At 28.5% G+C, this 22,407-nt stretch carries 20 protein-coding genes and 1 other annotated feature; of the genes, 5 read left to right on the forward strand and 15 right to left on the reverse strand.

The genetic code is table 11. The annotated features are described in order from the left end of the window. Window positions 1–97: 97 nt before the first annotated feature. From NGI68_RS03020 to NGI68_RS03075, 13 genes are all read right to left on the reverse strand, one after another. Window positions 98–244 carry a FeoB-associated Cys-rich membrane protein gene (locus tag NGI68_RS03020; protein WP_251860004.1) on the reverse strand — a complete coding sequence of 49 codons (147 nt, stop codon included), beginning with the start codon at window positions 242–244 and terminating at the stop codon, window positions 98–100. A gap of 20 nt (window positions 245–264) precedes the next feature. Beyond that, window positions 265–2,421 (reverse strand): ferrous iron transport protein B, encoded by a 2,157-nt coding sequence (gene feoB / locus NGI68_RS03025; protein ID WP_251860005.1) that lies wholly within the window; start codon window positions 2,419–2,421, stop codon window positions 265–267. Window positions 2,422–2,448: 27 nt separating this feature from the next. Continuing rightward, entirely contained in the window at window positions 2,449–2,670 is a 222-nt protein-coding gene (locus tag NGI68_RS03030) for a FeoA family protein (RefSeq protein WP_251860006.1), read from the reverse strand. Window positions 2,671–2,686: 16 nt separating this feature from the next. Further along, window positions 2,687–2,896 carry a FeoA family protein gene (locus tag NGI68_RS03035; protein WP_251860007.1) on the reverse strand — a complete coding sequence of 70 codons (210 nt, stop codon included), beginning with the start codon at window positions 2,894–2,896 and terminating at the stop codon, window positions 2,687–2,689. Window positions 2,897–3,232: 336 nt separating this feature from the next. Continuing rightward, window positions 3,233–3,367, reverse strand: coding sequence for a hypothetical protein (locus tag NGI68_RS16915; RefSeq protein WP_286010069.1), 135 nt, complete (start codon window positions 3,365–3,367; stop codon window positions 3,233–3,235). A 135-nt stretch (window positions 3,368–3,502) separates the two neighbouring features. Next, window positions 3,503–5,026, reverse strand: a complete 1,524-nt coding sequence (locus tag NGI68_RS03040) for an L-lactate permease (RefSeq protein ID WP_251860008.1) — start codon at window positions 5,024–5,026, stop codon at window positions 3,503–3,505. Window positions 5,027–5,370: 344 nt separating this feature from the next. Beyond that, window positions 5,371–6,324, reverse strand: a complete 954-nt coding sequence (locus tag NGI68_RS03045) for a nucleoside hydrolase (RefSeq protein ID WP_251860009.1) — start codon at window positions 6,322–6,324, stop codon at window positions 5,371–5,373. A gap of 178 nt (window positions 6,325–6,502) precedes the next feature. After that, complete coding sequence (locus tag NGI68_RS03050; protein WP_251860010.1) at window positions 6,503–7,900, reverse strand: FAD-binding oxidoreductase; 1,398 nt, start codon at window positions 7,898–7,900, stop codon at window positions 6,503–6,505. Between the two features lie 66 nt (window positions 7,901–7,966). After that, window positions 7,967–9,169 carry an electron transfer flavoprotein subunit alpha gene (locus NGI68_RS03055; RefSeq protein ID WP_251860011.1) on the reverse strand — a complete coding sequence of 401 codons (1,203 nt, stop codon included), beginning with the start codon at window positions 9,167–9,169 and terminating at the stop codon, window positions 7,967–7,969. 30 nt (window positions 9,170–9,199) lie between these two features. Then, window positions 9,200–9,988, reverse strand: coding sequence for an electron transfer flavoprotein subunit beta/FixA family protein (locus NGI68_RS03060; protein ID WP_251860012.1), 789 nt, complete (start codon window positions 9,986–9,988; stop codon window positions 9,200–9,202). A gap of 258 nt (window positions 9,989–10,246) precedes the next feature. Continuing rightward, complete coding sequence (locus NGI68_RS03065; RefSeq protein ID WP_251860013.1) at window positions 10,247–11,770, reverse strand: L-lactate permease; 1,524 nt, start codon at window positions 11,768–11,770, stop codon at window positions 10,247–10,249. Between the two features lie 1,103 nt (window positions 11,771–12,873). Then, entirely contained in the window at window positions 12,874–13,572 is a 699-nt protein-coding gene (locus NGI68_RS03070; protein ID WP_251860014.1) for a B3/B4 domain-containing protein, read from the reverse strand. A 179-nt stretch (window positions 13,573–13,751) separates the two neighbouring features. Further along, window positions 13,752–14,573, reverse strand: coding sequence for a MerR family transcriptional regulator (locus NGI68_RS03075; RefSeq protein ID WP_251860015.1), 822 nt, complete (start codon window positions 14,571–14,573; stop codon window positions 13,752–13,754). A gap of 238 nt (window positions 14,574–14,811) precedes the next feature. Continuing rightward, window positions 14,812–15,036 (forward strand) — a binding site (T-box leader). 157 nt (window positions 15,037–15,193) lie between these two features. On the opposite strand from NGI68_RS03075, the gene aspS reads away from it, so the two are divergent. The 5 genes from aspS to NGI68_RS03100 all read left to right on the forward strand — a co-directional run bounded on the left by aspS (window position 15,194) and on the right by NGI68_RS03100 (window position 20,211). After that, complete coding sequence (aspS, locus tag NGI68_RS03080; protein ID WP_251860016.1) at window positions 15,194–16,483, forward strand: aspartate--tRNA(Asn) ligase; 1,290 nt, start codon at window positions 15,194–15,196, stop codon at window positions 16,481–16,483. Window positions 16,484–16,798: 315 nt separating this feature from the next. Continuing rightward, complete coding sequence (locus NGI68_RS03085; protein ID WP_251860017.1) at window positions 16,799–17,758, forward strand: CobW family GTP-binding protein; 960 nt, start codon at window positions 16,799–16,801, stop codon at window positions 17,756–17,758. Window positions 17,759–17,778: 20 nt separating this feature from the next. Next, on the forward strand, window positions 17,779–18,414 hold the full coding sequence (locus NGI68_RS03090) for a GTP-binding protein (RefSeq protein WP_251860018.1): 636 nt from the start codon (window positions 17,779–17,781) through the stop codon (window positions 18,412–18,414). Between the two features lie 21 nt (window positions 18,415–18,435). Then, window positions 18,436–19,479, forward strand: coding sequence for a permease (locus NGI68_RS03095; protein ID WP_251860019.1), 1,044 nt, complete (start codon window positions 18,436–18,438; stop codon window positions 19,477–19,479). After that, entirely contained in the window at window positions 19,480–20,211 is a 732-nt protein-coding gene (locus NGI68_RS03100) for a TIGR03943 family putative permease subunit (RefSeq protein ID WP_251860020.1), read from the forward strand. 67 nt (window positions 20,212–20,278) lie between these two features. On the opposite strand, the gene NGI68_RS03105 is transcribed toward NGI68_RS03100, so the two are convergent. Together NGI68_RS03105 and fucO are read right to left on the reverse strand one after the other, a co-directional pair. After that, a complete protein-coding gene (locus NGI68_RS03105; RefSeq protein ID WP_251860021.1) occupies window positions 20,279–21,151 on the reverse strand; it encodes a dihydrodipicolinate synthase family protein in 873 nt (290 codons plus the stop codon). An 86-nt stretch (window positions 21,152–21,237) separates the two neighbouring features. Beyond that, a complete protein-coding gene (fucO, locus tag NGI68_RS03110; protein ID WP_251860022.1) occupies window positions 21,238–22,392 on the reverse strand; it encodes a lactaldehyde reductase in 1,155 nt (384 codons plus the stop codon). Window positions 22,393–22,407: the final 15 nt, after the last annotated feature.

Consider the following 22,407-nt stretch of genomic DNA (forward strand, 5'->3'; position numbering starts at 1 on the left):
CCATTAGTTAAATTAACAGAATGAGAAAATAAAAAAGAATCTATTTTTCAAGTGTTTATCAAAGGAGACTACTTGAAAATAAATTCTTTTTTATTTTTTATTTTGATTTAGTAGGTTTACATGAACTGTGACAATTACAACAATTTCCGCTACAACAATTTCCATTTTTCTTGTCTTTATAAACTTTGTGTCCAACAAAGGCAAATGCTCCTATTACTAATGTACCAATTATAAATGTAGCCATAATTATTATCTCCTTACGCGCTATGCGCTAATATTTTCTGTCCTATCACTTTTTATATTAGTTGAATTAGAGAAATCTTTTTGTGGTCTAAATAACATATATAAGAACCATGCTAATAATACTAAAGCAATTAATGTTCCAATTCCAAATCCTTTTCCTGTGAAAAGTAATCCTAATTGGTAAAATGTAAGTGCTACTCCATAGGCTAATGCAGTTTGATATCCAACAGCTATCCAAGTCCATTTAGCATTACCCATTTCACGCTTAATTGCACCAATAGCAGCAAAACATGGAGCACACAATAAGTTAAATATTAAGAATGAATATGCGGATAGTTGTGTAAATGATGCATGTAGAGTTTTCCAAATTTCTACACCATCTTCAGCTACTTCTCCAGCTCCATATAAAATACCAAATGTACCAACTACATTTTCTTTTGCAATTAATCCTGAAATAGTTGCCACTGCAGCTTTCCAATCTCCCCATCCTAATGGGTTAAATATAGGAGCTATTACTTTACCAATTGATGCTAACATTGAATCTGGAGTTTCTACCATTGCTAATGACCAGTTAAACGTACTTAAGAACCATATTAATCCACAAGCAAGGAATATTACAGTACCTGCTTTTTTAACAAAAGATTTTGCTCTATCCCACATATGAATAAGTACACCTTTTAAACCAGGTACATGATATTTTGGCAATTCCATAACAAAGGGAGCAGGTTCACCTGAAAAAGCTTTTGTTTTCTTTAATATTATTCCAGAACATATAATAGCTGCAATTCCAATAAAATATGCTGAAGGTGCTACCCAAACTGACCCTGGGAATAATGCTCCTGCAATTAAAGCTATTATTGGCAATTTAGCAGAACAAGGCATAAATGTAGTAGTAATAATAGTCATTTTTCTATCTGATTCATTTTCAATAGTTCTTGATGCCATGATTCCTGGGACTCCACAACCTGTTCCTATAAGCATAGGAATAAATGACTTACCTGAAAGGCCAAATTTACGGAATATTCTATCCATTATAAAAGCTATACGAGACATATAACCACAATCTTCTAAAATTGCAAGACATAAAAATAATACCATCATTTGAGGTAAGAATCCAAGTACAGCTCCTACACCAGCAATAATACCATCATTTATTAAAGAAACTAACCAATGAGCAGTTCCTATAGATGTAAGGAATCCTTCTACTGCTGGAGGTATAACATCACCAAATAAAACATCATTTACCCAATCTGTAGCTCCTGTACCTATTGTTGAAATAGATAAATAATAAACAAGGAACATAACAGCTGCAAATATAGGTAGTCCTAAAATTCTATTAGTAACTATTTTATCTATTTTATCAGAAGTGGTTAACTTAGATTTATTTTTCTTAACTACACATTTAGTAATTATTTTACTTATGTAATTATAACGTTCATTAGTTATAATACTTTCGCCATCATCGTCTAATTTATCTTCAAAACTAGTTACAATTGCTCCAATTTTATCTTTTGAAGATTTTGAAATATTTCCTTGTTCAATTGCTTTTTCATCATTTTCAAATAATTTTATAGCAAACCATCGTAAATGTTCTTTTGAAACCTGATTATAAATTTCATTCTCAATATCAGATAATACTTTTTCCACATCATTTGAAAAAGTATGTTCAATTACATTTTCTTTATTTGATTTAGCTAATTCTATTGCTTTATTAATTAATTCTTTACATCCATCACCTTTTAAAGCAGATGTTTCAACTACAGTACACCCCATAGATTTACCTAACTTGTCCTTATCTATGATATCTCCATTTTTTCTAACAATGTCCATCATATTTAGAGCTATTATAACAGGAATTCCAAGCTCCATTACTTGAGTTGATAAATATAGATTTCTTTCAATGTTTGTACCATCTACTATATTTATAATAACCTCTGGTTTTTCTGTAATAAGATAATTTCTTGTTATAACTTCTTCTAAAGTATATGGTGAAAGTGAATATATTCCTGGCAAATCTATTACTCTCACATCTTTGTGCTGTTTTAGTTTTCCTTCTTTTTTTTCTACAGTTACTCCAGGCCAGTTACCTACATACTGTGAACTACCTGTTAAATAGTTAAACATTGTAGTTTTACCACAATTGGGGTTTCCTACAAGAGCAATTCTTATATTTTCCATTTAATCCCTCCTGAAATGTATATATTTTTATTTTACTTCTATCATTTCCGCATCCGCTTTACGAAGTGTTAATTCGTAATCCCTAATATTTACTTCTATTGGATCTCCTAAGGGTGCTAATTTACGAACAAAAATTTCAACCCCTTTAGTTATTCCCATGTCCATCATTCTTCTTTTTACAACTCCTTTTCCATGGAGCTTTACTACAGTTGCTTTTTTACCACACTCAACGTCTTTTAATGTCATCATAAATAATTTCTCCCTTCTAAACAATAATCCTATTAGCCATACTTTTACCAATAGCTATTCTTGAATCTTTTACATTTATTATCATATTTCCTGACATTTCTGATACTACAATAACCCTTTCTCCTTCTACAAAACCCAGCTTTGCAAGAAACTGCCGAACGTTATCTCGACCCGTTATTTTCTTTATTTTATTTACTTCACCTTCTCTTGCCATAGCTAATGTCATAACAATCACCTCCTATTAAGATAGTTACTCATGACTAATCTTTTTGGTATGTATATTTTATAAAACATCATCTCTTTAAAAGTTAATGTATTAAATTATCATCTAAAGTGTTATAATTTCAAGTTTTCTTCTATGTTAACTTAAGCTAATGCCAGTACAAAATAAATAAGTTAGCAATATTAACTTTGATGCAATGCTATTATATCATCATTGACGAATGATTTCAATAGGTATTGAAAATCTTTATCAATATAATCCTAATCCATTCATTTCTTTAAATGAAATTCTTCATAGTTGATTTTTCCATCTCAGAATCTTTACAATCTATCATATCTATTAGAGTATTATATACTTCATATGATTAATATCTACAAAGGTAAATACATCTATCTTAATTGCTTCAATCTTGTCTTCTGTTATAAATTTTCTTATAGTTTTATTTATAAGATTATGTACAGTTTCATAATGCAAAAATAGAAATAGAATGTATATTTTTTAAGATTCTATTTCTATTTAAAATTAATTATTCACTATTAGGCATAATCAAGAAATTTATCTATTTCTAGTATTATAATTTAAAGTTAATTCCTTTTATAAATTAACTAATTAAAATCCAAATATGGGGGCCATAAAATAAGCCATTGCACCTAAAACAATCACAAATACTATGCAAAACTTTAAAGTTGCATTTAATATTTTCCCCTCTGCACCAGCAAGTCCAGTAGCTGCTGTAGCCACCGCTATACTTTGTGGTGATATCATTTTACCTGCAGTAGCACCTCCTGTATTGGCCGCTGCAAGCCAATATGGATTTAACCCTAGAGTATTAGCCACTTCGACCTGAAGTCCTCCAAACAATACGTTTGCAGAGGTATCACTACCTGTTACAAATGTGCCTAACGCTCCTATTATTGGGGATATTAGAGGATAATATGAACCTGTAACTGCTACTAATACAGTAGCTATAGATTTTATCATTCCACTGTATCCCATAATTTTTGCCATGGCTACTATTGCTACTATTGTTATTGCAGATTTACTCATTTGTTTTATAGTTTTAACTAATACAGAAACTAAATCAGAAAACTTAGCTCCTTGTATTAATCCACCTATAAAAGTAGCTATTATAATTAATGTTCCTGGGGTTGCAATCCAGAAAAATGTGAATGGATCAGCATTCTTACCTGTATAAATATAAAATGTAGATTTTATATTAGATAATGCTGTATTTATTGTTGGAAATAATGAACTAGTTAAAATTATAAAAATGAAAACTAATATGAAAGGTAACCATGCTAAAGCTCCATTTTTAAAAGAAATTTTTTCTACATCTTTAGAGGCAGTGTCCTTATAAAATATTTTTGCCATAGTTATAGTAACTATCATGCATGTTATTGATCCTATTATAGCTGGTAATTCTGGTCCCATATACTTAGTTACCAATACTTGAGGTATGGCAAAGGAAAGCCCTGAAGCCAAAGCTATTATAAAAACTCCTTTAATAGATTTTATGCTTTTTCCTGTTAACATTACTAAAACTATTGGAATTACTGCTATTAGAATTAATAACTGCAAACCTACTGCATAACTAAGTTGCATTACATCTATATTAGTTATTTCAGCTAGAGTAGTTACTGGAATTCCTATAGCTCCAAATGCTGTAGGTGTAGTATTGGCTATAAGACATATTATAGCTGCAAAAATAGGATCAAATCCAAGTGCAGCCATTATACCTGCAGGAATAGCTACTGCAGTGCCAAAACCTGCTATAGCCTCTAAAAATCCACCAAATCCCCAAGCAAGTATTAAAACCAATATTCTCTTATCTGTAGTTATAGAAGTCATCATCTTTTTTATAGTATCCATACTTTTAGTATGAAGAGATACATTATAAGTAAATACTGCTGCAACAATTACAAGTATTATGGGCCAAATAGCTAAGGCTACTCCTTCTATGGCAGCCGAAGCCACATCTAAGACTGGCATCTTCCAAACTATCACTGCTAAAATTGCAGTTAACAACAATGTTGCAGGACAAGTCTTATGTCCTGGCATTTTAAAAACTCCCAATGAAACCATTAACCATATTATAGGTATCAACGCAATGAAACAAATTGTGTAGATATTCACATAATCCCCCCTGTTTTGGTATTTTCATATATTGGTATTTTGGTATTGTGGTATGACCTTTATATTGCTATAGTTTTTATTCTACTTTATCTTTTCCAAGATTTCCACAATATACAATTTATTAATTTCAATAATAATTCCATTATTATTCTATTTATGTTAATAAAATTAATTAATATTTTATTTTTATATAAATGATCAATCTATTACTTAACAGTTTAATAATTTATTAATAATAAATTATATATATAAAGTAGCTCCTAAACATAATTAGGAGCTACTCTAATATTTCACGTATATTTTATCTATGATAGCATGATTAATACCATAAACCATTTCCATTATTATTTTATCAATAACTCAAGCATTCTTCTTTTAAATATATTTTTATTTAGACTTTTACACACAACCGCATTTGGTTCATTATGTATAAATATGTTGGTTGCATCATCAAAACTTCCATCATCTATAATTACTTGTCCATATGTAGCTGGTTCTTTGGTACACACATAACAATAACACTTAGGACCTTCTAAAACAATATCTTTCCAAAGTGCCACTGCCATAGCAGCAGCATCGGGTAATTCAACACTATGCTCATTATATTTATTTAAATTGTAATTAAGATATAATCTTGTACATTTACTAATAAACTCAGCTTCTTTTTTTCCACTAGATGTTAACAATTCTATGTCTTTTTTATTTAAAGCTGCTTCACCAAGACACACATCAAATCCAATTATTGTTGTAGGAATATTAGAATTTAGCATAACACTATAAGCTTCTGCATCAACATATACATTAAATTCTGCCACCGGTGTTACATTGCCACGTCTAAATCCAGCTGTCCCCATGGAATAAATGTGTTTAACTTTCTTCATGGTGGTAGGATCTTTCATAATGGCCAAAGCAATATTTGTAGTAGGCCCAATAGTTACAATTTCAATTTCATATGGGTACATATCTACAATCCTTAATATTGCATCAACAGCATGTTCTTTTTCTGGCTGTAATGAAGGATGAATAAGATCACAGTCTCCCATTCCATCTTTTCCATGTACACTTTCTGCTGTAACTAGATCACGCATTAATGGTTTGCTTGCACCCACATATAATGGTGGCTTCTGTGCATTAGCCACTTCTATTGTCATTAATGCATTTAATGTAGCAAGATGAACTGGAACATTTCCTGCCACTGTTGTTATTGCTTCCACATTAATGTCACTAGATTTTAAGGCCATAATAATTGCAACTGCATCATCACTGCCACAGTCAGTATCAATAATAATTCTTCTCATGTTAATACCCCCAAGTAAATATACTATTTGGCTATATTATATTCTTAAATATATAAATGCACAAATATAAAATAAATAAAAACAACTTATATATTCTCTTAACCACCATTGGTTATAATGTAAAAAAGACTTATAGATTTGTTTTATCTATAAGTCTAAATTATATTTAATATTATTTTTATTGACAAACCTTACCTGGGTTCAATATATTTTTAGGATCGAATGCTAATTTAATATTCTTCATAAGTTCCATATATTCTTCACCATATTGATCAAATAAATATGGTTTTTTAGCAAATCCTATACCATGTTCCCCAGAAACCAATCCATTTAGTTCTATAGACTTTTTATACATGCATTCAAATACATCTTTTAATTTTTTATCCCATTGTTCTTGAGTTAAATCATCTCTTAATACATATACATGTAAATTTCCATCTCCTGCATGCCCAAAACTTCTTATTCTTATATCGAATTGCTTTTCAAGCTCATGTGTATATTTAACAAATGTTGCTACATTATTTCTTGGCACTACAACATCACATTCGTCCATTTCTGTAGTAGATGCCTTAACAGCTTCAAGGAAAGCACCTCTTGCTGACCAAACAGCTTCCTTTCTTTCATCTGTATCTGATATATATACGTCTAGAGCTCCCTCTTCTAAACAAATTGCTGCTACCTTTTCATAATCTTTTTCTATATCTTCCTTAGAATTTCCGTCAAATGTTAATACTAAATATGCATCTGAAGAATTGTCCGGGAATTTTTTTCCTAAGAATTCTTCTGCAGCTAGTATAACTTCTCTTTGCATAAATTCTATAGCAGTTGGTATAGATTTTGATTTTATTATTTTAGGAACTGTATTTATTGCCATTTCTAAGTTTGGAAATGGTATAAGTAAACTTACAGCTTTTTTTGGTAGTGGTAATAACTTTAATATAGCTTTTGTAACTATAGCTAAAGTTCCTTCTGCACCACAAACTAAATCTTTTATACTATATCCTGAACTGTTTTTAACTACTTTACCACCAACTTCAAGTACTTTACCATTTGGAAGCACTACTTCAAGTCCTCTTATATAATCTCTTGTAACTCCATATTTTACCGCTCTCATTCCACCGGCATTTGTACTTATATTTCCACCTATAGTTGCTGATTTTTCACCTGGATCTGGTGGGTAAAAAAGATCATGCTCCTCTACAAATTTTCCAATCTCCATAAGAAGAACTCCTGGTTCTACAGTAAGAGTTAAGTTTTCTTCATCTATTTCTAATATTCTATTCATCTTTGTCATGTTTATCATTATTCCACCATGAATTGGTACACCTGCCCCAACAAGACCAGTTCCTGATCCTCTAGCAACTACTGGAATATTATTTTCATAAGCATAGGCCATTATTTGTGATACTTCTTCTGTGCTTAAAACTTCTACCATAACATCAGGCATTCTACTTATTCCACCAAGTTCATCATGGCTATAGTCTTCATTTATATCTTCATCAGTATATACTCTATCTTCATCTACAACACTTTTTAAAAATTCTATATCTTTACTATCTAACTTTTTATATTCCATAGCAATTACCTCCAAAAATTAATTATCAGTTAGTTAATTAGTTGTTAAATACACTAGTTTTATATGTTATGCACTTAAAGCTCCACTTTCTTTTATATTATCTATAAGTGTTGGTATTACATCATATATATCCCCTACTATTCCATAATGAGCTACATTGAATATAGGTGCCTTAGGATCTTTATTTATAGATATAATACATTCTGCATTGTTCATTCCTGCTGAAAATTGTACAGCTCCTGATATACCACAAGTTATTATAAGCTTAGGTTTTACTGTTCTTCCGCTTAAGCCTATTTGACGTTTTGCATCTGCCCAGCCTGCTTCTATTAATGGTCTCGTTACCGCTACTTGAGCACCCATTAACTCTGCTAATTCATTTATCATTTCTAAATCTTGTTCTTTTTTAATTCCTCTTCCCACCGCTATTATTACGTCTGCATCTGATATACTTTTTTCTACTTTCTTTTTTGTTACTTTTAAAACTTCTATTTGTGAATTTAGCTGACTTTTATCTATATTACAAATAGTTATCTTTCCACTTTTTTCTTTACTTCTTTGTGGTGCATCCATAACTTTATATCTTACTGTTGCAAGTTGAGGTCTATTATTAGGATTTATTATTTGTGCCATTATGTTTCCACCAAAAGCCGGTCTTATTTGAACTAAATCTGTATTTTCTTTCATATCTAATATTGTACAATCGGCTGTAAGTCCTGTTCTAAATCTAGCTGCTACTCTTGGTGCAAGAGATCTGCCTATTGTTGTTGCCCCTACTAATAATGTACATGGTTTTTTATTGTTTATAAAATCTTCTAAAGCTTTAGTGTATGGTTCTATTCTAAAATCTTTTAATTTTTCATCATCATATACAAATACTTCATCTACTCCATAATGAAGTAATTCTTCTGCTTTTTTCTTTATATTATGTCCAACGAATACCGCATATACTGGATGATTTATTTTAGCTGCTAATTCTTTTGCTTTGCCTATAAGTTCATAAGTTACTGGATGAATATCTCCCTCCACATGATCTACATATACAGCTACTCCTGTCCAAAGGCTTTTATCTATATGAGCTTTTTCTTCTTCATGAAACTCCATAACACCTTCTGGACCTTTTTTAACGCATAGCCTGCACATTTTACATGCAGCTGAAATTTCTATTTTACCATTTTTCTCCTCTAATGCTCCAAAAGGACATATCTTAACTAGTTCCTCTATATTTGAAGGTGTTAATTTATCTTGATTTACTAATAATTTTCCCATATTGAAATCCTCCCATTAATATACTTTATTTTATACAAATTTCATTTCTTTAAGTTTTTCTGCTAATCTATCTCCTAATTCTTCTCCCAAGCCAGTCCAAATTTCTTTATCTGTATTTACTGCTGGTGGAAATATTCTCTCTACCTGTGTTGGTGATCCATTTAATCCATACATATTTTCATCTTTATCCTCAAAATCTTTTAGACTTAACATTTTAATTTCTCTATCATTAGTCTCCAATTTTCTTCTATAGGATGGAAGTCTTGGTTCAAATATATCTTTTTCTACTGTTAAAAGACATGGGAATTTTATTTCTGCAACTTCTACTGTGTTTGGCATGTCCATTTCCACTACTATAGAATTTTCTTTAACTTCTTCTATTTTTATTACATTTGCTATATGAGCTATATCTAAATATTCTGCCATCTCTGGTCCAACTTGAGCTGTATCTCCATCTGTAGTTTGTTTTCCGCAGAATATTAAATCAAAATTGCCCATTTTTTTTACCCCTTGGGATATGGTATAAGCTGTAGCTAAAACATCCGCTCCTGCAAATTTTCTATCTGATAAAAGAACTCCTTCGTCCGCACCCATCATATAAGCTTCTTTTATAACTTCTTGCGCTTGAGGAGGCCCCATAGTTATTACCTTTACAACTCCTCCAAATTGTTCTTTAAGTCTTAATGCTGTTTCTAGGGCATATAAATCATATGGATTCATCTTTGAATCTACACCATCTCTTTTTAATACACCTGTTACTGGATCAACCTCTACTTTTGATGTTCCTGGTACTTGTTTTATACATACTAAAATATCCATATAAATTACCTCCAAAATATATTTATACTTAAATAAAATTTTTAACTTACTATTAAACTTCCCATATTATGTGTTTTTATATTTCCCATAGAAAATTCTATTTTATTTTCAATTTACAGGTCATTACTTTATTAATTTATAATGATTTTTCTATCTATTACTAATACCGAATTATATTATTTTAATTAACATTGTACATATTTTTGCATTATATAAATTTTGCATACTTAATTTAGCACCTTTTATTTGTTGTACTAATTAAAATCCAAATAGAGGAGCCATAAAATATGCCATAATTCCCAGAACTATTACATATACTATACAAAACTTTAATGTTGCATTTAATATCTTCCCTTCTGTTCCTACAAGTCCAGTAGCTGCTGTAGCCACCGCTATACTTTGTGGTGATATCATCTTACCAGCTGTAGCGCCACCTGTATTGGCCGCTGCAAGCCAGTATGGATTTAAACCTAAAGTCTTCGCCACTTCAACTTGAAGGCCTCCAAACAATACATTGGCTGAAGTATCGCTACCTGTTACAAAAGTTCCTAAAGCTCCTATTATTGGTGCTATTAGAGGATAATAACTTCCTGTAATTGCTACCAATACAGCTGCTATGGATTTTATCATTCCGCTGTATCCCATAATTTTTGCCATAGCTACTATGGCTATTATAGTTATTGCAGATTTTGTCATTTGCTTTATAGTCTTTACTAATACAGAAACTATTTCTGAAAACTTAGCTCCTTGTACCAATCCTCCTATAAAAGTAGCTATTATAATTAGCGTTCCTGGGGTTGCAATCCATAAAAATGTAAATGGTTTAGCATGTGCCCCTGTATAAATATAAAGAGTAGTTTGTATTTGAGCTAAAGCTTTATTTATTGGTGGGAACAATGAGCTAGTTAAAATTATAAAGAGAAAAACTAATATAAATGGTAACCATGCTAAAACTCCCCTTTTAAAAGATATTTTTTCTACATCTTTAGATGCAGTATCCCTATAAAATATCTTTGCCATAGCTATAGTAACTATCATACATGTTATTGATCCTATTATAGCTGGTAGCTCTGCACCCATATACTTAGCTACTAATAGTTCAGGTATTGCAAATGAAAGACCTGATGCTAAGGATATTCCCCAAACGCCTTTAACAGCCTTTACACTTTTACCTGTTAACATTACTAGAACTATTGGAATTATTACTATTAAAATTAATAGTTGCAATCCTACTGCATAACTAAGTTGCATAGGATCTATGTTAGTTACTTTAGCAAGAGTAGTTACTGGAATTCCTATAGCTCCAAAAGCTGTAGGTGTGGTATTTGCTATAAGACATATTATTGCTGCAAAAATCGGATCAAATCCAAGTGCTGCCATTATACCTGCTGGAATAGCTACTGCAGTACCAAACCCTGCTATAGCTTCTAAAAATCCACCAAATCCCCAAGCAAGTATTAAAACTAATATTCTCTTGTCTGTTGTTATTGAAGTCATCATTTTTTTTATGGTATCCATACTCTTTGTATAAATTGATAAATTATAAGTAAACACTGCGGCAACGATTACAAGTATTATAGGTACTAATGCTAATGCTGTCCCTTCTAACGCCGCAGAAAATGCATCTAAAATTGGCATTTTCCAGACCATAACTGCCAAAACTACTGTTATTACCAACGTTACAGGACAAGTCTTATAACCTGGCATTTTTAGAACTCCTAGCGAAATCATCAGCCATACTATAGGCACTAATGCAATAAGACATGCTACATACATATTCATATATATCTCCCCCCAAGGTAATATGGTACGACCTGTAATTGTTTTCTGTTCTTATTTTACTGCAGTTTTTAGACAATTTCTATAATAGTTATTTTCTTAACTCCAGCCAATATATGCCAAAATACGACATTATCATTGGGGGAAAACGTTTTTAATACACATTGTTAAATTTTAAATTTTTCAGTTTTTAATTTTTTCTTTAAAAATTAGTAAATTAAGTTATTTTATTAACTTTTGCTTTTTTGCATTTAACATCTAAATTTTCTTTTCTATTTTTAGATTTAAATATACTCTTACTCAATATTTAAAATATAATCCATATACTTTAATCCCTCGAGAAATTAATATAATATTTATTGGAATTTTTACAGTTGGAGGTAGCAATATTTATCTCCATAGAAATTTTTTGTAGAAAATTGAATATAAAATTCATATTTTATATACTAAATAGAAAACCCATTATTAATTAAAACATCAATATATATTTGTAATGTTTTAAAATATTTATTTGTTGAACTCCAAGATATGCTATTTATCTTTTAAATAAGCTAATATAAAAAGTAATAAGTTATTTAAAATGCTGCTTTAACTTATATTTTAGCTAGGCTTTTTAATTTATATTACTCATATATTGTAAGACTAAATAAAACTTATTTTAAGTTTTATAAATTATAAATATAATTAATAATTATTAATTATATTTATAATCTATAAAATGGAGCTCTTGGTGACTACATGTTTTATTATAACACTTAACTTTTAATGTTATAAATTTTATATAAAGCCATTTAGCTCTATGTAATCATTTAAATTAATTCATTTTTAATACTTATTTGTAATATTATTGAAATAAGCCATTAGTTCAAAATTCTCTTATTTTTAAATTAACTTGTTGTGCTAGTTAAATGGAGCTTACAGAATCATATTTTGCACGTTAAATCAACGCTAAATCAGCTGACAGCAAGATTGGCTCAAAGTTTAACTTACCAAAATATGATTCCTATAGTTACTTTAACTAGCACAAGAGATTAAATTACTATGTTATTATAATAACTTTATGTTTAATAATATTTTAAAATTAGTTATAAATATATTTTTAATATCTATAATTCGAATTCTCTATTATCTATATCTACAAATCCTACTTTTATTTCACAATGGAAAGTCTGTTTTAAAACTTGTGCCAACTCATCTCTTGCTTTAATTACATTATCATAATTTTTATCTTTAAATCCATCTATAGGGAAAAATATATTTTTGCTTTCTTCAGTAATTTTTCCTTCTTCACTTTGTCTCCATATCCATCTTCTTGTTTTTACCTTATTGCCCACAGAATAAATAAGCTCACCATTTTCTAATGATTCTACTTCATCCTCACCAAATGGAATGAACTTATCTCCTACATTTGAAAATCTGACAGAAATATCTTCTTTAGCAGCATCTATATCATGGGCACCTAGTGGAAGTAAATATTTTAATGAAACTGCATTTCCTATATCTACAATTGGATTTATATTTGGCAAGCCCTTGTTTTTAGAAACTCTTGTAGTTATAGCTTCAATAGAACTTTTAAATTTATTAGGGTTAATACCTAATTTAATAAATGAATCTCTATAGTACATTATTTCCTCTACTTCTTTTACATTTTTACCTTCAAACCTTTTTTCAGTTAATTCTATGCTATTTTTTAAAAGTTCTTTTGCTTCAATATTATCCTTATTATTAATTCCCTTGGCTACCACAACACCGAAGCATACATTTTCTAGTTTTTGAAAAACTTCTTTTGATACAACAAATTTCATATTTATCCTCCTTAATTTTTTTTAAATTATGTTAAGTTATGTAAGAACCTCTCTCCTCACTGTAATGAAATACCATAGATTTACAAAACCAAATAATACTACTTTAGAAGAAGAGAAGAACAATAAATAAAGCTAATTTTTATATTTTTAAAATTATAAAGTCTCCAGTAACTAGAGTGTCAATATTTATTTATTAATATTTGAATCTCAGTTATAAATTCTGATTTCTTTGTAGTTAGTTCAAAATCAATTAGTGTTATTTCTATTGAATCATCAACTATTACATAATCATTTCTTTTAATATAATTTAAAATTTCATTGTAATATTCTGATGAATCTTTGTGAGTACCATTAAATTTAATAGTAACATAAGTTCCTTTTGGTAAAACTTTTATAAGATTTTCATTATATTTTTCTCCCTCTGCAAAGGAAAAAATAGAATCATATTCATGAAATATTCTATCTGTTAATTTATCTATAGAAATAGACACTCCCACTTTACCATTAAAAATAGAAGCATTTTTATTAGCCTTATTTTCTAAATATCTAATGGATAACTCTAAATCATTATCTGATTTTATTTTTTGTTTTAGTAAAACAATTCTTCTCTCATTAAAATTCCTTTCTTGTATTACATTTAAATTATCATATTGCCTTGCATATTTGATTTGATTTATTCTATTTTCAATCTTTTGTTTTGTAAATTCTAACTGCTTTATTTTATCCTCTGTAATTTTTTTCTGTTTTTCAAATAAATCAATAATGTTATCAATACTTCTCTTTTTTAAGTGATAATCTATTGTCTTTAAAGACATTCCTAGGGATTTTAAATATTTTATTGTGTTTAATTGTTCAAATTGCTCCGTTGAATAATATCTGTAATTATTAGTCTTATCTATGAATATTGGATTAAATAAGTCAATATCATCATAATATCTTAATGTTCTTATATTAAGATTAAACAATTTTGCTATTTCTCCAATTGTAAATAAATCTTTCACTAAATTCATCTCCTGATTTCAAATTATTCTATCACTTCACAAATAATACAACTTCTCGTCTCCTTTATAAATATAGAAGAATTGTATAAACAGATTATTTACCACTAAACAATAGTTTTATGCTAATAGTTCATTTATGCATATTTAAATTATAGCAAATTCATTTACTTAATTTAATTAAGCCTATAAAAAATTTCTATTGACAAAATTTTTATTAAAGAGTAATATAATATAAAAATTAAAATCTTTGATGGGAAGAGTAAATATTTATTAAGTATCTACAGCGAGTAGGGTTGGTGTAAGCCTATGAGAAAAATAATATTGAAAGACATCCCGGAGACGCTTATTTGAACACATTAAGTAGGATAAGCCGGATTTCCCCCGTTATAGGGACTAGAGATAACAAGTATTAATACATTGTTAAATTAGGATGGTACCGTGAATATATGCTTTCACTCCTACATGGAGCGGAAGCTTTTTTGTATAGAAATTTGAGCTCATTCTATATATGATACCTATTCTAATTTTGTATAGACATTGTTAAAAAGGGTGGTACCGCAAATTATTTTGCCCCTTGAGTAAACACTCAAGGGGCTTATTTTATTTTGGAGGTAATAAAAATGAAGCGAATATTAATCAGTGAATTGAAATATTATATAAACAAAAAGGTAACTATTCAAGGCTGGATTCATAAAGTTAGAAAATTGAAAAATATAACATTTGTAATCATAAGAGATAGATCAGGATTAGTTCAATGCATTATAGCTAATAATAAATTAGATTTATCAAAATTAAAATTAGAATCAATAGTTTCCATATTAGGAGAAGTCAAAGAAAACACTAATGATTTAAATAGTTTTGAGATTCAGGTAGAAAATATAGAAATTATAAATGCTGCTTTAGATGAACTTCCCATATTAATAAATAAAGAAAGCCTAGATATTAACTTAGATACTATGCTTAATAATAGAATTTTAAGCCTAAGACATCCTAATATAAATTCAATATTTAAAGTACAAAATTCAATAATAAATGGGTTTAGAGAGTTTCTAAACAAAGAAGACTTTACAGAAATTCATACTCCAAAAATTGTATTAGAAGGAGCTGAAGGTGGTACAGAGGTTTTTAAAGTAAAGTACTTCGAAAATACTGCTTATCTAGCTCAAAGTCCACAATTTTACAAGCAAATGATGATTGGTGCTGGTTTTGAAAGAGTTTTTGAAATAGGCCATGCATATAGAGCTGAAGAGCACAACACCAATAGACATTTAAATGAATATATTAGTATGGACTTAGAAATTGGATTTATAGACGATGAAAAAGATATTATGAAATTTGAAGAAAGGTTATTAAAATTCATATTAGAAAAACTTAATAATGAATGTATAGAATATTTTAATCTATTGGGATCAGAATTACCTAAAATAGAAAATGGAATACCTAAAATTACATTTGATGAGGCATTAAATATATTAAGTAAAAATTATAATAAAACTGACCTAAACTCTGATTTAGATCCTGAGGGAGAAAAACTTATTTGTAAGTATGCAAAAGAAAATTTAAATAGTGATTTTATATTTTTAACTAACTATCCAAGAAGTAAAAGACCAATGTATACTATGCCGCTAGGTGAAAACTATACTCATAGTTTTGATCTATTATTTAGAGGTATAGAGATTACAACCGGCGGACAACGAATTCATGACTACAATATGTTAATAAATAATATAAAACTTAAAGGTTTTAATCCTAAGGATTATGAGAGTTATATATCTGTTTTCAAATATGGCATGCCAAAACATGGTGGTCTTGCCATTGGATTAGAAAGAATAACATCAAGGCTTTTAGGATTAGAAAATGTTAGAGAAGCAACACTAATTACAAGAGATAGAACACGTTTGCTTCCATAGGGACTATCCCATTAAAGAACTTAAGCACACTATATCGTTTTACAAGTCTAAAGTTAACACAATATATTGTATGATATATTGTATGATTTATTCTTAATGCGATAGCTCCCTTATATATACTTTTATTTTTAAAAAATATTATATAAATATAAGTTTTTATAATATTTTTTAATACTGGTTTTCTATAAAATATCTTAAATTTATATAAAGGTTAATGCAAATGGTTTGCATTAACCTTTGTTTTCTTGTAATATTATTTTAATATTATATTTTTATGAGAAATTATTAACTATTACTTTAAGAGGAGTTGATTATATGGAAATAAAAGTAGATATTATTTCAGGATTTTTGGGTGCCGGTAAAACTATGCTAATAAAAAAATTAATAAGTGAAAAACTCTATAATGAAAAAATAGTTATTATTGAGAATGAATTTGGACAAGTAGCCATAGATGGAACTATTCTTAAAAAATCAAATATAGAAGTAAAAGAAATAAATGCAGGCTGCATATGCTGTTCAGTTACAGGAAATTTTAATGATTCTATAAAAGAAATCATTGAAAAATATTCTCCAGAACGTATTATTATAGAACCCTCCGGTGTAGCAAAACTTTCTGAAATATTAGATATATGTAAAAAACATGAATTTAAAGATATGTTACACATAAATATGATTATTACTATGGTAGATGCATTGCGTTTCAATATGTATATAAAAAACTTTAGTGACTTTTATAAAAATCAAATCTTTAATGGTAAAACCATTATACTTACTAGGACAGATAAATTTTCCTGCCATGACTTATCTAAAATCATAAAGAAAATTAAAGAAATTAATTCTAATGCACCAATAGTTACTACTAATTTTATAGGTTTAACTGCAAATCAAATAATTGAAATTGCTGAAAATTCCTTAGATTTTTCATTACTTAAAGATTTTACTTTATTAAAAACCCCTGTAAATAACATAGTAACTAAACGTAAAAATAAGTCTTTGGCCAATGATAATTTTGAATCCTTCGGTTTAGAAACACCTAAATCTTTTTCTAAAGAAGCTTTGAATGTTATATTAAATAACTTAGATAAAGACACTAATTATGGAACAATTTTAAGAGCTAAAGGTATTGTTAAATCTGAAAATAATAACTGGCTTCATTTTGAATATGTTCCTAAAGAACTAAGTATAACAGACACCACACCTGATTATACTAGCAGAATTTGTATTATAGGCACTAATTTAAATAAAGTAGAACTTAAAAATCTATTTTTATCATAAGATTGGAGTAATAAATTTATATGAAATCAGATGTGGAAATTGTAACAGGCTTTATTGGTTCTGGTAAAACTTCATTTATTAATTTACTAGTTGATTTAAGCTTATTATCTAAAGAAAATATTCTTATCATATGTTGCGAAAATGGTAATAAAAGTTTTGATAATAATATAAATACCCATGCTCAAATTGTACTTAAATTCTATCCCCCAACTAAGATTCTAACAGAAGAATATATAAAAAATATGGTAAATATATATAATCCTCATAGAATTATAATTGAATTTAATGGAACTCAGTCCTTAACTGAATTATTAAATACTTTTGGGAAAAAGTCTTTGAAAAAACAATGTAAAATAACAACCATATATCATATAGCTGATGCAAAAACTTTCAATATTTACTTCAATAATATGTTAAATATGATAATACCATCAATACAATTTAGTAATTTAATTTTGATCAATAATGCAAATGAAGTTACTTCAAAAGAATTAGAAACAATTGAATCTAAAATAAATATTTTCAACCCATATGCTTATTTAGCTATTATAAAACAAATTGAATCTATGAGGTCTGTAATTGATAAAATGAATATATTAGATAATGGATTACAAAAAAGATTAAGAGTATTTATAAAAAACTTACTGGATAAATAAATCTTTATAGGGAGGCGTAAGGTGATATACTTAAATAATATAAAACTAAACCAAAATAAAGTACTAAAAAAAATATTAATGTTATTGCTTTTTTTGAGCATATGCATATCAATAATATTATCATCAATATATCACATATCATTTATAGACAATTTTTCTACTATTTTTAGTAGTATAATTTTAGAATCTATACCATTTGTACTTATCTCTTCCCTTACATCAGCATTAATTCAAGTATTTGTGTCAGAAGAGTTTATTACAAAAATTATACCTAAAAATAAACTTTTAAGCTTTTTAGCTGCCTCTCTTATGGGATTTATATTTCCAGTTTGCGAATGTGCTATTGTTCCTATAACTAAGCGATTAATAAAAAAAGGAGTTCCTGTGGAAATAGCTTTCACATTTATGCTTTCTGTGCCTATAGTAAATCCCATAGTATTATTATCTACTTACTATGCATTTTACAGTAAACCTTCTATATTTATATTAAGATCTATTCTTGGAATCATAGTACCAATATGCATAGGCTTTTTAATATCCAAAACCATTAATTCTAAAAATTCTATAATAAAAGAATCTTATTATGAATATTATAATCTTTGCAATTGTGGCTGTTCCTATAATAATAATAATTTTTACATAAATAACTCTAAATTTAAAACTGTTTTAGAACATACAATAAAAGAATTGTTTAATATATGTAAATATTTAATTTTAGGGGCATTTGTATCAACTTTATTTCAGTTAACTATTTCTAAACAATCTATTTTACCTATAGGTAAGAACTCTATTTCTTCTATTTTAATTATGATGATATTAGCTTTTATTTTATCAATTTGTTCTGAAGCAGATGCATTTATAGCCAGTACTTTTTTAAATCAATTTACCCTAGGTTCTATAATATCCTTTCTAATATTAGGACCTATGATTGACATTAAAAATGCTTTAATGTTATTTGGAAATTTTAAAAAGACTATTGTCATAAGACTTATCTTTTATATCTTTGCTTTATCCTATATAGTAGGAATTTTAATAAATATTTTTCATGAATTAGGAGTTATTTAGATGAAACGCTTTAATATATATGAATCTTTAAAATTTATAATATTTTTAGGCTTTACCTCTTATTTTTATTATTTAATATATACAAAAAAATTAGACTTATTTATAAATCCAAGAATGACTAAACATCTAATATTTACATGTATTGTCTTCACAATATTATCACTATACCAATTTACTAAAATATTTACTATAAAAACAAAACAACGTATATCTATAGATTATATATTAATACTTTTAGTATTAATAATTGGATTCTACGCTACACAAACTAATTTAAATACTAATATAGCAAGCAAGAAGGGATTAAGCAAAAATTTCATGGTTAAAAATGGTACATTAAATAATAAAAATAAAGAAACTAAATCTTTAGTAAATAAATCAACTCGTATTGTATTTACAGATAAAAATTATTTCACAAATTTATCTAATATTGAAGATGATCTTTCTGAAAAATACAAAGGTCAAAAAATTATTATAGATGGATTTATATACAAAGAAAATACATTTAAAAAAGATCAATTCGTTATTTCTAGATTAATGATAACCTGTTGTACTGCGGATTCTCAAGTGGTAGGATTAATGTGCCAATCACCTAATACTTTAAAATTAAAACAAAATACTTGGTATAAAGTTTACGGCATAATTGATTTTCAAAACAATTCTCCAGTTATATTAGTAGATAAATTAACTCCTATTTCTAAACCTAAAAATATTTACGTTTACCCAAATTAATAATAAATCATAATAAAAGGATGGAACAGTTATTAAATTTTTCCATCCTTTTATATTAAACATTTTTTTAATTACAAAGATTTTCTTTTAACACCATATCAATTTTTTTCATTTGTTCTTCCGTTAAAGGTTGAAATGGTCTTCTTGTTCTCCCAGCATCAATTCCCATTTTCTTCACAATATATTTTATAGAAGGAAATAATCCAATGCTCCATATAGTTTCCATGATATTATTTGCTTTGTTCTGCAACTTATTGGCTTCTATTAAATTCCTTTCATTAAACAAATCATATATTTTTTTATAATGAGGCAACATAAAATTAAATGTGCTTCCAATAAATCCATCACACCCTATTGCCATAAAAGCTACCATGTTTTGCTCTAAACCACCAAACATATTTAACTTATCATTAATATTTCTGATTCTCTCCATTTGATTAATATCAAAATTTGTATGTTTAATCCCGCTGATTGCGCCAGATTTTAACAACAATCTTGTGTATTCATTTGACAAATCTAATTCTTTATGTGTATTCATAGGAATGTTATAATACAAAATGGGCATATTTACTGCTTTACTAATATCTATATAGTACTGAGCAATAGATTTTTGACTATATCCAAAGTAAAATGGTGGTGTAGCAGCTATGTGTTTATAACCTAATTTTTTTGCAGCCTTTGCATAATAAATGGCTTCATCTGTTCCAAGTGCCCCTACATGTGCAAATAAATCTGTTTTAGATAAATAAGTAGCTGCAATTTCAAATGATCTAATCCTTTCCTCAGGAGAAAGTAAAAAACATTCTCCTGAACTTCCACCTATAAAGAAGCCATCTGCTCCTTCTCTTAAGTTTTTATCCATTAATTGTTGTTGAGCATCTGCATTAAGGCAATTGCGTTCATTAAATGCATTAATAGATGCAACATATATACCTTTCATTTATGATTCCTCCAAATAAAGTATTAAACCCATTGTGAATTTTATGGGCAGAGAATACTCTCTATAAATATAAAATTAATATTTGATTATTTATATGCAGTTTTGTAAACTTCAAAAATAGATTCCACAGTACATGGACGTGGATTTCCCCCAGTGCAAACATCTGCATATGCACTTTTAGCTAAATATTCTAAATCATCTTCTTTCACATTAATTTCACTAAGTGTCTGTGGTATATTTACATCTTTAGATAATTTCTTAACAGCATTGATTGCTGCTTTCCTATATTCATTGACTCCCATATTATCCACATCTTTAATTCCCATAGCTCTAGCAATTTCTCTGTATTTATCCCCTGTATAATCCTTGTTATATTCCATAACATATGGTAAAAGTACTGCATTTGCAACACCATGTGGCGTGTTATAAAAAGCTCCTAATGGATGAGCCATGCCATGAACAAGCCCAAGCCCTACATTAGAAAATGCCATTCCAGTGGCATATTGTCCTAAAGCCATACCTTCTCTTCCTTCTGGATCATTTTCAACAGCTTTTCTTAAGGAGTTTGATATGAGCTCAATAGCAAGAAGATTAAGGGAATCTGAAAGTTCCCATGAACCTAGGGTTATATATCCTTCTATTGCATGCGTTAGAGCATCCATTCCAGTAGAGCTTGTAAGTCCTTTAGGCATACTAGACATCATATCGGGATCAATTATTGCAATAACTGGAATATCCTTAGGATCTACACATACAAACTTCCTTTGATTTTCTTTATCTGTAATAACATAATTTATTGTTGTTTCTGCTGCAGTTCCTGCAGTAGTGGGAACTGCTATAATTGGAACAGATTTATTTTTAGTTGGAGCCACACCTTCCAAACTAACTACATCTTGGAATTCCGGATTGTTAATTATAATTCCGATCCCTTTAGCTGTATCAATAGGTGAACCTCCACCAATTGCAATTATATAATCAGCTTCTGATGCTTTATATTCTGCTACACCATCTTTTACAATATCCACACTAGGATTAGCTTCTACTTTGTCAAAAACAACATATGGTAATTGATTTTTATCTAATAAGTCCGTTACATTCTTTACCACATTGAATTTTATAAGATCTTTATCTGTAACTACAAAAGCTTTTTTATATCCCCTTTGTTGTATTTCTGGAACAATATCATTTATTGCTCCCTTACCATGATAAGAAGTCTCATTTAACATAAATCTCTTTGACATTATTATTACCTCCCA

It is taken from the genome of Clostridium sp. Marseille-Q2269, from assembly GCF_943736985.1.
Lineage (GTDB): Bacteria > Bacillota > Clostridia > Clostridiales > Clostridiaceae > Clostridium_F.

Coding starts and splice junctions, on each gene's coding strand:
- feoB (WP_251860005.1), bottom strand. CDS start 2,421: ATGGAAAATATAAGAATTGCTCTTGTAGGAAACCCCAATTGTGGTAAA.
- NGI68_RS03045 (WP_251860009.1), bottom strand. CDS start 6,324: ATGAGAAGAATTATTATTGATACTGACTGTGGCAGTGATGATGCAGTT.
- NGI68_RS03035 (WP_251860007.1), bottom strand. CDS start 2,896: ATGACATTAGCTATGGCAAGAGAAGGTGAAGTAAATAAAATAAAGAAA.
- NGI68_RS03050 (WP_251860010.1), bottom strand. CDS start 7,900: ATGGAATATAAAAAGTTAGATAGTAAAGATATAGAATTTTTAAAAAGT.
- fucO (WP_251860022.1), bottom strand. CDS start 22,392: ATGTCAAAGAGATTTATGTTAAATGAGACTTCTTATCATGGTAAGGGA.
- NGI68_RS03055 (WP_251860011.1), bottom strand. CDS start 9,169: ATGGGAAAATTATTAGTAAATCAAGATAAATTAACACCTTCAAATATA.
- NGI68_RS03060 (WP_251860012.1), bottom strand. CDS start 9,988: ATGGATATTTTAGTATGTATAAAACAAGTACCAGGAACATCAAAAGTA.
- NGI68_RS03070 (WP_251860014.1), bottom strand. CDS start 13,572: ATGAAATTTGTTGTATCAAAAGAAGTTTTTCAAAAACTAGAAAATGTA.
- NGI68_RS03020 (WP_251860004.1), bottom strand. CDS start 244: ATGGCTACATTTATAATTGGTACATTAGTAATAGGAGCATTTGCCTTT.
- aspS (WP_251860016.1), top strand. CDS start 15,194: ATGAAGCGAATATTAATCAGTGAATTGAAATATTATATAAACAAAAAG.
- NGI68_RS03100 (WP_251860020.1), top strand. CDS start 19,480: ATGAAACGCTTTAATATATATGAATCTTTAAAATTTATAATATTTTTA.
- NGI68_RS03090 (WP_251860018.1), top strand. CDS start 17,779: ATGAAATCAGATGTGGAAATTGTAACAGGCTTTATTGGTTCTGGTAAA.
- NGI68_RS03105 (WP_251860021.1), bottom strand. CDS start 21,151: ATGAAAGGTATATATGTTGCATCTATTAATGCATTTAATGAACGCAAT.
- NGI68_RS03085 (WP_251860017.1), top strand. CDS start 16,799: ATGGAAATAAAAGTAGATATTATTTCAGGATTTTTGGGTGCCGGTAAA.
- NGI68_RS03065 (WP_251860013.1), bottom strand. CDS start 11,770: ATGAATATGTATGTAGCATGTCTTATTGCATTAGTGCCTATAGTATGG.
- NGI68_RS03030 (WP_251860006.1), bottom strand. CDS start 2,670: ATGATGACATTAAAAGACGTTGAGTGTGGTAAAAAAGCAACTGTAGTA.